General features: G+C 68.7%; 12 protein-coding genes. 3 read left to right on the top strand and 9 right to left on the bottom strand.

Annotated elements, in window-relative coordinates:
* Positions 1 to 476: 3-hydroxyacyl-CoA dehydrogenase NAD-binding domain-containing protein (locus ABDV68_RS15445; protein ID WP_343520994.1), on the bottom strand; the 476-nt coding region annotated here is incomplete at its 3' end.
* Between the two features lie 554 nt (positions 477 to 1,030).
* On the opposite strand from ABDV68_RS15445, the gene ABDV68_RS15440 reads away from it, so the two are divergent.
* The 3 genes from ABDV68_RS15440 to ABDV68_RS15430 all read left to right on the top strand — a co-directional run bounded on the left by ABDV68_RS15440 (position 1,031) and on the right by ABDV68_RS15430 (position 5,168).
* Complete coding sequence (locus ABDV68_RS15440; RefSeq protein ID WP_343520993.1) at positions 1,031 to 2,290, top strand: EAL domain-containing protein; 1,260 nt, start codon at positions 1,031 to 1,033, stop codon at positions 2,288 to 2,290.
* Positions 2,290 to 4,713, top strand: coding sequence for an ATP-binding protein (locus ABDV68_RS15435; protein WP_343520992.1), 2,424 nt, complete (start codon positions 2,290 to 2,292; stop codon positions 4,711 to 4,713). The genes ABDV68_RS15440 and ABDV68_RS15435 overlap by 1 nt, the downstream gene beginning before the upstream one ends.
* A 62-nt stretch (positions 4,714 to 4,775) precedes the next feature.
* Positions 4,776 to 5,168, top strand: a complete 393-nt coding sequence (locus ABDV68_RS15430; protein ID WP_343520990.1) for a response regulator — start codon at positions 4,776 to 4,778, stop codon at positions 5,166 to 5,168.
* A gap of 53 nt (positions 5,169 to 5,221) precedes the next feature.
* On the opposite strand, the gene ABDV68_RS15425 is transcribed toward ABDV68_RS15430, so the two are convergent.
* From ABDV68_RS15425 to ABDV68_RS15390, 8 genes are all read right to left on the bottom strand, one after another.
* Positions 5,222 to 5,920: a 2OG-Fe(II) oxygenase gene (locus ABDV68_RS15425; protein ID WP_343520989.1), complete on the bottom strand. Its 699-nt coding sequence runs from the start codon at positions 5,918 to 5,920 to the stop codon at positions 5,222 to 5,224.
* Positions 5,921 to 6,005: 85 nt separating this feature from the next.
* Positions 6,006 to 6,929 carry an RcnB family protein gene (locus ABDV68_RS15420; protein ID WP_343520988.1) on the bottom strand — a complete coding sequence of 308 codons (924 nt, stop codon included), beginning with the start codon at positions 6,927 to 6,929 and terminating at the stop codon, positions 6,006 to 6,008.
* A gap of 104 nt (positions 6,930 to 7,033) precedes the next feature.
* Positions 7,034 to 7,546: a (2Fe-2S)-binding protein gene (locus ABDV68_RS15415; protein ID WP_343520987.1), complete on the bottom strand. Its 513-nt coding sequence runs from the start codon at positions 7,544 to 7,546 to the stop codon at positions 7,034 to 7,036.
* A gap of 45 nt (positions 7,547 to 7,591) precedes the next feature.
* Positions 7,592 to 7,834 carry a hypothetical protein gene (locus ABDV68_RS15410; protein WP_343520986.1) on the bottom strand — a complete coding sequence of 81 codons (243 nt, stop codon included), beginning with the start codon at positions 7,832 to 7,834 and terminating at the stop codon, positions 7,592 to 7,594.
* On the bottom strand, positions 7,831 to 9,435 hold the full coding sequence (locus ABDV68_RS15405) for a pilus assembly protein TadG-related protein (RefSeq protein ID WP_343520985.1): 1,605 nt from the start codon (positions 9,433 to 9,435) through the stop codon (positions 7,831 to 7,833). Before ABDV68_RS15405 ends, ABDV68_RS15410 begins: the two co-directional genes overlap by 4 nt.
* Positions 9,432 to 9,842, bottom strand: a complete 411-nt coding sequence (locus ABDV68_RS15400) for a TadE/TadG family type IV pilus assembly protein (RefSeq protein WP_343520984.1) — start codon at positions 9,840 to 9,842, stop codon at positions 9,432 to 9,434. Before ABDV68_RS15400 ends, ABDV68_RS15405 begins: the two co-directional genes overlap by 4 nt.
* A gap of 119 nt (positions 9,843 to 9,961) precedes the next feature.
* A complete protein-coding gene (locus ABDV68_RS15395) occupies positions 9,962 to 10,411 on the bottom strand; it encodes a MaoC family dehydratase (RefSeq protein WP_343520983.1) in 450 nt (149 codons plus the stop codon).
* Positions 10,412 to 10,500: 89 nt separating this feature from the next.
* The coding region (locus tag ABDV68_RS15390; protein ID WP_343520982.1) for a LysR family transcriptional regulator substrate-binding protein at positions 10,501 to 10,926 on the bottom strand (426 nt) is incomplete at its 5' end.

Below are 10,926 nucleotides of genomic sequence, written 5' to 3'. Positions count from 1 at the left end.
GCTACTGAAGGTGCCCCGCTGCTGGTGCTGTTCGAGACGACCTTGACGCCCTTGCCCGGCGCGATCCGCGCGACGATGCGCTCGACCTCGTCACCGGTGCCCACCGGGACGGTCGACTTGGTGACGATCACCGCCGGGCCGTCGAGCGCGCCGGCAATCTCCTCCGCCGCGGCGAAGACATAGGACAGGTCGGCATGGCCGTCGCCGCGGCGGCTGGGCGTGCCGACCGCGATGAACACCGCGTCCGCGCCCTTCACGCCCTCGGCGAGATCGGTGGTGAAGGACAGGCGTCCGGCCTGGACGTTGGTCGCGACGAGCTCGGCGAGGCCCGGCTCATAGATCGGCATCACATTCTGGTGGAGCAGCTCGATCTTGCGCGCGTCCTTGTCCACGCACACGACCTCATGCCCGAAATCGGAGAAGCAGGCTCCCGATACCAGGCCGACATAGCCGGTGCCGATCATCGCAATGCGCACGCCAAAGACCTTTCGCTGAGAGTTATCGCGCTCTTAGCGGAACATGGGATGACGGCAAGTGGGGGCGGTCCGCGGGCCGCGCGGACATGAAAAAGCGCGTCATCCCGGAAGGATGCGCGCGAACGTCGTCTTGGAACATAGCCCGGGCAGACCGTTACCGCGGCGATCCGCGGCGGCGGCGGCCCGGGCTAGGAGCGCTTACCAGGGGCGAAGGGTCTCGCCGTAGGACTCGCGAAAAAGCAGATCGAACATTCATTTTCTCCCATCGTGCGCATCACACGCACGGCTGATTCCTTAATCGAAAATTAATGATGAAGCAATGATTAACGACAACGATGGACAGGCCCGCCTGCCCGTGCCGATCGTTTCGTCCTTAAGAGTTCCTTCAAGAGTGGGGATTATTCGCGGACATGATGTCCGAGCGTGTCGAACCAGCCGCCGCCGTTTCGCCTGCCCTGGCGGGCGGGAAGCCGTCGGCCGGGCGTCCGGCCCGGCTGGACATGTCGCGGCCGATCGTTCTCCCTCGCAACCGGCATGGCTTTCGCGGGGCGGACATGGGTGATGGTGTTGCCGTGAGCCTGTGGCGCGCGCTGTCGCTGTGCGAGATCGTCAATTTCCAGACGCTGCGCCGGCATCTCGGCCGCTCGCGCGCGGATACGCTGGTGCACGACCTGGTCGACCACATCGCGCGGATCGAGCCCGATGTCCGTCCGGCGCCGACCGGCCGCTCGCAACTCGAGCTCGCGTTCGAAGCGGATTCAGCGGAATCGGCGACCGCATTGGTCGAGCGGCTGGCGCGCGCCTTCACGCGGGCGGTCGATCTAGATGGCGAACGGCACCTCATCCAGCTGCGCTGGGGCGTCGCGGTCGCGCCGGTGATGGACGACGACGATGTGCGGCTCGCCGAGGCCGCGGAATCGGCGCTGGCCCAGGCCCGCGCCGAATCGCGGATCGTGACGCTCGACCTGTCGCGGACCGATATCGCGTTCGACCGGCTGGCGCTGATGCGCGAGCTTCCGCGTGCGATCACGTCGGGCCAGCTGTTCCTGCAATATCAGCCCAAGGTGCATGTCCGGAAGGAAGCCGTGGTCGGCGCCGAGGCGCTGGTGCGCTGGCGCCATCCGGTGCGCGGCCTGATCCTGCCCGGCGATTTCATCTCGGCGGCGGAGGAAGGGGGCGAAATCGCCGGTCTGACCCTGTGGACGCTGCGCCAGGTGATCGCCGACCAGCAGGTGCTGGCGGCGCACGGCTATGACATGCCGGTGTTCATCAACATCTCGGGCGTGCTGCTCGCCGACGGTGCCTTCGTGCACGAGGCATGCCGGGTCATCCAGGAATCGGGCGCCAAGATCGGGTTCGAGATCACCGAGACCGCGGTGATCCGCGACCCCGAAAGCGCGATCGGCCATCTCCAGCGGCTGTCGGAGATCGGCATCCCGCTGGCGATCGACGATTATGGCGCCGGCCTGTCCTCGCTTGCCTATTTGAAGCAGCTGCCCGCGGCCGAGCTCAAGATCGACAAGATGTTCGTGATGCAGCTGACCAGCAGCAACCGCGATCCGCTGATCGTCCGCTCGACCATCGACCTGGCGCACGCGCTGGAGATGGAAGTGACCGCCGAGGGAGTCGAGACGCCCGCCGCGCTGGCGCTGCTCAGCGTGATGGGCTGCGACATGGTCCAGGGCTTCCTGATCAGCCGCCCGATCGCGCTCGACGCCTTCATCCGCTTCCTCGACGAGGACGGCCACAAGGCCGCCTCGGCGATCCGGCCCACATTCGCGCGGCCGGAAGGCTTCCGGCGCAAGAGCGGCTGATGCGCGGCGCGTTCATCGCCGCCGTCGCGCTCGTCCTCGGCCTGGCCGCCCCGGCGCATGCGCAGCAGGGCGCCGCCGACGCGCTGATCGATCGCGCGAAGGCGGCGATGATCGCCGAGCCGGGCGAAGCGATGAAGCTAGCCGGCGATGCCGAGCGCCGCGCCGCCGCGATCACCGACCCGCGCGCGCGGGCCAACACCGTCGCGAGTGCGCTGTGGCTGCAGAGCGAGGCGTCGATCCGTTCGGGCGACGAAGCCGGCGCGGCGCCCAAGATCGCGCGCGCATTGCGCCTGATCAGCCCTTATCCCGAGCCGAGCAAGCTGCGCGGCGACCTGCTCGTCGCGCGCGCCGGGGTGCAGAAGGCGCAGCTGCGCCCCGCGGAAGCTCTGGCGTCGCTGCAGGACGCCTTCAACATCTTCGGCGCAGTCGGCGAGAAGCGGAGCCAGTCGATCGCGCTGCAGTCGATCGCGAACCTCTATACCGAGGCCAGCGACTTCGGGCGCGCCGACCGCTATCTCAAGCAGGCGTCGGAAATCTACGAAGGCGATCCGCGCCTGTCGCTGTTCCTCTACAATAATCGCGGCAGCGTGCTGCTGCGCTTCGAACGGAATGCCGAGGCGGTCGCGCAATATCGCCGCGCCGTGGCGCTCGCCCGCAGCCTGGGCAGCGAACCGCTGCTCCCGCCGATCCTCGCCAACCTCGCACGCGCGCTGATCGCCACCGAAGCGCTCGACGAGGCGGATAGCGTGATCCGGGAGGGCCTGACGATCGCCCGGCGCAATGGGAGCGAGGGTGCGGAAGCCCAGCTGCTCGCGCTCGCCGCGGACTCGGCCTATCACCGCGGGCAGCTTGCCCGGGCGCGGGAGCTGATCGAGCGCAGCTTCGACGGGGTCGATCTGGCCGACACGCCCGTCGCCTATCCCGACGCGCACTTGACCGCGTACAACATCTATCGCGCGCTCGGCGAAGGGGCGCGCGCGCTCCCGCATCTCGAGCGGGTACGCAAGCTCGGCGACGAGGCCGCGCAACTCGCGACCTCGACAAACATGGCGCTGATGGCGGCGCGGTTCGACTATGCCAACCAGGAGCTGCGCATCGCCAACCTCAAGGCCGAGGAAGCGCGGCGCGAGGCGGCGTTCCAGCGCACGTTGCTGTTCGGCGTCGGCGGCGCGACGCTGATCATCATCACGCTGCTCAGCATCGGCCTGTTCACCATCCGCCGCAGCCGCAACCAGGTCCGCGCCGCGAACACCGAGCTCAACCTGACCAACACGGCGCTCGAAAAGGCGCTCAAGGCCAAGACCGAATTCCTCGCAACCACCAGCCATGAGATCCGCACGCCGCTCAACGGCATCCTCGGCATGACCCAGATCATGCTGCGCGATCCGGCGGTGCCCGCGGAGACGCGCGACCGGCTGGGCATCGTGCACGGCGCCGGCATGACGATGCGCGCGCTGGTCGACGACATCCTCGACGTCGCGAAGATGGAGACCGGCAACCTCACCGTCGAGCTGGCCGCGGCCGACCTGCACGCGCTGCTCAAGGACGTGACGCGGATGTGGGACGAGCAGGCGCGCGGCAAGGGGCTGAGCTTCGTGCTCGACACCGCCGCCGCACCGCGCTGGATCGAGACCGATTCGGGACGCCTGCGGCAGATGCTGTTCAACCTGCTGTCGAACGCGCTCAAGTTCACCGAGAAGGGCGAGGTCACGGTCAAGGCGGAGGCGGCCGACGGGCGGCTGCGCATCGCCGTCTCCGACAGCGGCATCGGCATCCCGGCGGAGAAGCACGAAGAGATCTTCGAATCCTTCCGTCAGGTCGATGCCGGCACCACGCGCAAGTTCGGTGGCACCGGGCTCGGCCTCGCCATCGTGCGCAACCTTGCCCGCGCGCTCGAGGGCGAAGTCTCGGTCGCGAGCGTCGAAGGGCAGGGGACGACCTTCACCATCGACCTGCCGCTGATCGAGGCGGTGGCTCCCGACGCATCCGGCGCAGCGGGTGGCACGGGCGAAGTGGCGGTGGTGCTCGATCGCAACCCGATCGCGCGCGGCATGCTGCGCACTCTGCTCGAGCCCAATTTCGCGGGAGTGCAGTTCGCCGCGACGCCCGACGAGGCGGTCGCGCTGCTCCCCGAAGCCGGACCGGTGCTGCTGCTCGCGGACGAGGCGACGCTCAAGGCGGCGGGCGACGATGCGGTCGCCATCCTCGCCGCGCTGGCCGCAGCGGCCCATGCCAAGCGCGCGCGCGTCGCGGTGCTGTGGGCGAAGCCCGACGAGGCGATGCTCGCCGCGCTCAAGGAGGCCGGGGTTGATCTGGTCGTCGCCAAGCCGGTGGCGGGCGCCGCGCTGATCGAGGCCGTGATTGCCGGGCGCGAAGAAAATTGTGCATCACCCGCAAGGACGCTTGTGTCACAAGCGGCTTAAGACGATAGCACACATATGATCTCCTCGTTCCGGGATGGTAACGACATGGGCACGGCCCGCACATGAATATCCTGTTTATCGAGGATGATCCGATGAACCGGCGGGTCGTGCGCGATATGCTTGATGTCGCGGGCGCCTCGATGGCCGAAGCCGAGCATGCCGAGGAAGGGCTGCGCCGGATCGAGGCAGAGGATTTCGACGTGGTGCTGGTCGATCTGCGCATGCCGGGAATGGACGGGATCGAGGCGATCGAGCGCATCCGTGCGCGCGACGACGCCAAGGCTGAGCTGCCGATCATCGTGGTGACCGCCGACACCGCGCTCGACCTGCGCGAGCGCTGCCTCACCGCCGGCGCCGACGAGGTGCTGTTCAAGCCGGTCGCGATGGACGCGCTGTTCGACACGATCGGCCGCGTGCTCGCGCTGCGCAGCGGCGGCGATGGGATGCTGATGTAAGTCGCGCACGGTTCGGCTTCGCCGAACCGCGCGGGCCGATGCCGCTAGCTGATTCAGTACGTCTTGATCGGCATGTTGATCCAGGGGTGCTCCCTGAACCATTTCGTGATGATGTATTTGACGCCCTTCACCACCGCGGTGCCCTCGTGCAGCGTCGCCGGATTGGGCGCGCCGTCGGGCTTCATGTTGTTCCAGGCGAGCAGCAGCCCGCGCTTGGGCGCGACGCGCAGGCCGGCCTGGGGGAACCAGGTCGCGCCGCCTTCCTCGACATCGTTGAGGTAGATCATCGTCGTCCAGGTGCGCTGGCCGCCCGATGCCTTCATCGCCGCCCAATATTCCTGGTTCTCGCTGAACCAGTCGTAATGCGCGCGGAATTGCTGGCCCGGGGCATAGCGCTGGCCCTGCATCGTCTCGCCATGCTCGGGGGGCACGCCGATCAGGTTCGCCATGCGCTCGTCGATCGGGCGCACCTCGGGCGACCAGCGGTCAAGGTCGCAGCTCTCGCTGGTGCGGAAATAGGGGTCGTCGGATGCGGCGAGCAGGGTCGAGGGCCGGCGGTTCGCGTCGATCAGCGCGATCAGCGTGTCGCACTCGGCGTCGCTCAGGAAGCCGGGATAATAATAGACTTGTGCGGCGTCGATCCTGGCCTTGCGCATCGCCGGGTTGGCGTCGAGCCGGGACGCCACTTTCTGCCCGACGCGGGCGCGGGCGATCGAGGCGCCGCCCTGCTTTGGTTTCGCGAAGATGCTCATCGTTCGCAACTTGCCGAGGCCGCGCCGAAAGGCAAGAGGCCCGACCGTTGCCGGCCGGACCTCCGCGCGTGACGAAGATGCGTGCTTACCAGAAGATGTCGTACTCGATGTCGACGATCTCGCCGGTGTAGATGTCCACCAGCAGCGCATCATTGTAGTAACGCACCCAGCGATACGGGCCGTAGGCCGGGGGCAGGCGGTAGTAGAACGGATCGTCGATCCAGTAGTTCGACGAGAACAGCATCGAACCCAGCGTCAGGCCGATCGAGAAGCGGCGATAGCCATAGTTCCAGCCCGACGGCGCATAGTAGCGCGGCAGCCGGTAGATGTTCCGGTTGCGCGAGCGATAGCTGCCCCAGTCGTAACGGCGGTCCTGGCGCCAGCCGCGGTTCCAGTTGCGGTTGTCGCCCCAGCCGCCGCGGTTGTTCCAGTCGCGCCGATTGTCGTCGCGGCGGTTCCAGTCGCGGCGATCATCGTCGCGTCGGTCCTGACGCCAATCCCGGCGATCGTCGCGGCGATCCGCGCGATAGTCCTGTCGGTCGTCACGCCGGTCGCGGCGGAACTGGTCGGGCGTCACCTGGCCCTGGCGCAGGTCGCGACGGTCCTCGCGCCGTTCCTGACGGAAGTCCTGGCGGTCGTCGCGGCGCTCCTGACGGAACTCGCGGCGCTCCGGGCGCCACTGCGGCGCCGCGCCCTGCTGGCCGAGCTGGCGCTGGGGACGCTGGAACTGCGGTTGCTGCGCCCGCTGCTGGCGCTCGGCCGGGGTGAAGGCGCGCTGTTCCTGGCGCTGCGCCCGGAATTGCTCGCGCTGGGCGCGGAATTCCTGGCGCTGCTGTTGCTGCTGCGGGGTGCGCTCGGCACGCTGCTGCTGGCGCTCGGCCCTGGCCTCCTGGCGCTGCTGGCGGGCTTCGCCGCCACGATTTTCCCATCGGCCGCGGTCCTGCGCGAGCGCCGCGGCGGGGGTCAGAATGGTCGCGCCGATCAGCGCGGCCAGAACAAGTTTCTTCATATCGATCCTCCGCCCCGGCGGAGCGCCGGCGTTCAGAATATCGCTGAGATGCCACGATTCGGCTGACACGCGTCTGAATCGCGCTGACAGCATTGCGAAAGGAATCAGGTGCCTTCGTCGATCGGCTGGGCCCGGTCGTCCTGCTCCTCGGGCGCGTCGTCCTCGCCGCGTGCCAGCCGGGCGGCGCGTCCGACCGCTTCGATCAACCGCGGATAGATGCCGCAGCGGCAAAGATTGGTGATCGCCGCCGCGATCTCCTCGTCCGAAGGATTGCGGTTCCTGCGCAGCAGCACCGAGGCGGCCATCACCATGCCCGGAATGCAATAGCCGCACTGGCCGACATTGGCGGCGAGGAAGGCGCGCTGCACGGGATGGGCGCGATTCTCCGCCAGCCCCTCGATCGTGGTCACGAAGCTGCCCTCGATCGCGCCGATCGTCACTTGGCAGGAACGTACCGCGGCGCCATCGATATCGACCGTGCACGCGCCGCAATCGCCCGAGCCGCAGCCATATTTGGTGCCGGTGAGGTTGGAGGCGTCGCGCAACGCCCACAGCAACGGCGTGCGCGCATCGAGCTTGTATTCGACGGGCTGGTTGTTGACGGTGAAGCGGGTCATGCGGCGCGCACCCTAGACCGGATGCGCCGCGAAACCCAAGCCCGCTCAGCGCGGAAGCAACCGGCGGAGCAGGCGCCGCCAGCCGGCTCCCGGCCAGCCGGGATCCCAGGACGACCTGGCCTCGAGCAGATCGGCGACCATCTCGTAATGCTCCGCCATCTCGCCATGCACGGTCCGCGCGCGTTCGCTGTCGGCCTGGCTGCCGCGCCGCCGTTCCTCGCGCGCGCGCTCGCGGAACAAACGGATGTCGCTGCGCTGCACGCCGTCGAGAATGTCGTTCCCGCTCATGCGACGAGCATCGGCTTGCCGCAGCGATAGCCGTCGACGCGGACATGCGCCGTGCCGATGCTGAGCCCGGCGAAAGACAATAGCTGGAACAGCGCCGTCTCCAGCGCGGGCGCCGCCTGCAGCAGCTTCGCGGCGATCTGTCCCTCACCGGGCAGGCCGATGCCGAGTCCCAGGCCGAGCAGGTTCACGTCGATCTCGGTCGATGCGAGCAAGGTGGCGAGCAGGTTGGAGACGCCGTCGGTGGTGGAGATCGCCTTGGCCTGGTGTGCGGCGATCTCGGCCTTGGTGAAGCTCAGATTCTGCCAGTTCGAGGCCTCAAGCGCGCCAAGCGCCTTGGCGTCGACCGAGAGCAGAGGCGCGCGGATCAGCGGCGCAGGTTTCAAGGCGGCGGCGCCGGCGGGGATCGGCTCGCCGACAGCGAGATCGGCGATGGCGAGCCGCGCTACGCCTGCGCGAGCGCGCACCGCGGCGGTGTCGCGCGGCGCACATGGTACGGCGTCGAGGATCGCGCGCGCCGGCGCGACCTCGGCCGCGAGCGGGAGCTTGATGCCCAGGCCGAGCAGCGGCCCGACCTCGGCGACGAGATTGATGCGCGCCTGCGCCGTGCTCACCTCGACCCCGCCGCGCGCGTTGACCACCATCCACGGGCTCGACTGCATCGTCTCGCCGATCTTGACCTCGGCGCGGACCGAGGAGAGGCCGGGGATCGTCCCAGCGAGGTCGAGCGCGACGATGTGGTCGCGATTGGCAACCGCGAGCATCGCGCCGAGCAGGTCGCTCGCGCGCACCTTGGCGAGCAGCGCCGAGGCACCGCCGCTGCCGGTCACGCCCGCGCCGCCCATGTCGAGCCCGATCAAGTCGCCAAGCCGCAGCGAGCGCGGCGTGCCGGTGATCCCCGCGGCGACCGCACCGAGCCCCTGGCCGCCGCTCACATCGTCGAGCGCGCGCAGCAGCACGGGCAGCTCGATCTGCTGCGTGAGCAATTGCTCATAGGTCATCACGTCGAGGTCGGCGCGCATCGCCACCGCGTCGAGGAAGGTGAACAGGTCGAGATCGACGTTCGCCAGGCCCTGGTAGCTGACCAGCGAGAGCCCGACGCTCGAGCCCGTGAGCCCGCGGGTCAGGCTGTTGACCAGCCCGTTGTCGAACGCCGCCACCCCCGATCCGATCGAGATCGCGCCGAGGTTGCGCCGGCTCGCCACTGCGGTGACGGTGGCGTCGTTGAAGCGCAGGCCGAGCGCGCGGATGAAATAGGACGGATTGGGATAGGTGGCGGAGACGCGCACCGCGTCGCCCGCGCCGTCCGGGGTGAAGGTGCGAGCCTCGCCGCTTCCCGAAACCGACCCGGTGGCGATCTGCGCGACGGCCGGTGCCTGCACCCGGTTGGCGGCGAGCACGGCGCGTGCACGCGTATCGGCGCTGGCGAGGTCCTGGGCCGCAGTGAGCGCCGCGGCATCGACCGCGCCCTGCATCCGCCGCCGCTCGAGGGCGACCGCGCCGACATCGACGGCAGCGGCGGTGGCGGCGAGCAGGAAGGGCAGGGCGGCGGCGACCAGCATCGCGGTCGCCCCGCGCCGGTCCTGCCACAATGCGCGGTTCATGCGCCCGCTCCCAGGATGACGCAGTCGCGCGTGATCGTCGCGGGCGGCAGCGGCAGCACGCGCGAGAAGCCGAAGATCGGCAGCCAGGTCGCGTCATAGGCGATGCGCACGCGCAGCCGCCCGCCGCTCTGCTCGGTGGCGCTGACCTCGCTCAGCCGTTCGGGGCGGATCAGGAAATAGCTCGGGCCATGGGTGGTGACGTAGCCGGTGACCATCGTCCGGCGCTCGGCGAGCGTCTCTCCGGCGATACTGTGGCGCGCGGCGTCGGCGGCGAGCTGCTGCACCGAATGCGCCGCGCCGAAATAGAGGCCGAAGCACAATATCCCCATCAGCATCGATGCGAGCACGGGCAGCAGGATCGCGAACTCGACGATCGCCGTGCCGCGCTGGTCTCGACCAACACGCATGACCGTTCCCCCGGTTAGGGGGCGGTTATCCGGCCAGGCTGGTTAATGGCGGTAAAGGAAAACCGGGACTCTGCTCCGCATCGGATGCGGAAGATCCTCCGGAATGGAGCGAACTGCGCTCAGCCGCGTGCCTTGAGCAGCGCGCTGCGCAGGGTGGTGCAGACGATCTCGTCACGCTGGTTGAGCATGACATGGCGGAAGATGACGATCCCTTGGCCAGGGCGCGACTTGGAGGGACGCAGCTCGACCACCTCGGTCTCGGCGCGCAGCGTGTCGCCGATGAAGACCGGCTTGGGCATGCGCACCTCGTCATAGCCGAGATTGGCGACCAGCGTGCCGAGCGTGGTGTCGCCGACCGAGATGCCGACGAGCAACGCGAAGGTGAAGGTGCCGTTGACGAGGATCCGCCCGAACTCGCTCGCACCCGCGGCCTCGGCGTCGAGATGGAGCGGCTGCGGATTGTGGGTGAGAGTCGAGATCAGCAGGTTGTCGGTCTCGGTGACGGTGCGGCGCAGTTCGTGCACGATCCGGTCGCCCACCTGCCACTCGTCGAAATAGCGCCCCGCCATGCCTGCTCTCCCTGTCTGCGTTTCACATAGCGTGAACATTGCGGCTGTCAGCCCCTTCAATCCTCACCGCCAGGAGGAGGGATTGAGCCTCAGCCAAACTGCTCCCGCAATATCCCCACCACCGGGGCCGCTGCCTCCCGCATCGCGGCGGTGTCGTCGCCCCACGCGAGCGTCAGGGTGCGCTTAAGGCCGAAGCCGAGCAGCGCCGGGCTCGCGACGCCCTCGTGCCGTTGCGAGGCGGGCACGACCGTGACGCCGAGCCCCGCCGCGACCATCGCCAGTGCGCGGTCGTCATTGGTCGTGCGCAGCGCGAAGAACGGCCGGATGCCGCGCCGGGTGAAGTAGCGGCTGGTCTCAGACAGCGCCTCGCAATTGCGCCGGACGATCATCGTCTCGCCGGCCAGCGCCTCGCCCGGTACGGCGGCTTCGCCCGCCAGAGGATGCGCTGCGGGCAGCCCTGATCGCCAGCGGCAAGGCCGGCTTCGACCTGGCCGCCGGCTTCGCCTCCAACGGCT

Source organism: Sphingomonas sp., from assembly GCF_039595165.1.
GTDB lineage: Bacteria > Pseudomonadota > Alphaproteobacteria > Sphingomonadales > Sphingomonadaceae > Sphingomonas.
This window is presented reverse-complemented; position numbering and strand designations above follow the sequence as displayed.

What these genes read in the sequence shown, in the direction of transcription:
- ABDV68_RS15440 (WP_343520993.1), top strand. Translation starts at nt 1,031, where the DNA reads ATGGGTGATGGTGTTGCCGTGAGCCTGTGGCGCGCGCTGTCGCTGTGC.
- ABDV68_RS15435 (WP_343520992.1), top strand. Translation starts at nt 2,290, where the DNA reads ATGCGCGGCGCGTTCATCGCCGCCGTCGCGCTCGTCCTCGGCCTGGCC.
- ABDV68_RS15430 (WP_343520990.1), top strand. Translation starts at nt 4,776, where the DNA reads ATGAATATCCTGTTTATCGAGGATGATCCGATGAACCGGCGGGTCGTG.
- ABDV68_RS15425 (WP_343520989.1), bottom strand. Translation starts at nt 5,920, where the DNA reads ATGAGCATCTTCGCGAAACCAAAGCAGGGCGGCGCCTCGATCGCCCGC.
- ABDV68_RS15420 (WP_343520988.1), bottom strand. Translation starts at nt 6,929, where the DNA reads ATGAAGAAACTTGTTCTGGCCGCGCTGATCGGCGCGACCATTCTGACC.
- ABDV68_RS15415 (WP_343520987.1), bottom strand. Translation starts at nt 7,546, where the DNA reads ATGACCCGCTTCACCGTCAACAACCAGCCCGTCGAATACAAGCTCGAT.
- ABDV68_RS15410 (WP_343520986.1), bottom strand. Translation starts at nt 7,834, where the DNA reads ATGAGCGGGAACGACATTCTCGACGGCGTGCAGCGCAGCGACATCCGT.
- ABDV68_RS15405 (WP_343520985.1), bottom strand. Translation starts at nt 9,435, where the DNA reads ATGAACCGCGCATTGTGGCAGGACCGGCGCGGGGCGACCGCGATGCTG.
- ABDV68_RS15400 (WP_343520984.1), bottom strand. Translation starts at nt 9,842, where the DNA reads ATGCGTGTTGGTCGAGACCAGCGCGGCACGGCGATCGTCGAGTTCGCG.
- ABDV68_RS15395 (WP_343520983.1), bottom strand. Translation starts at nt 10,411, where the DNA reads ATGGCGGGGCGCTATTTCGACGAGTGGCAGGTGGGCGACCGGATCGTG.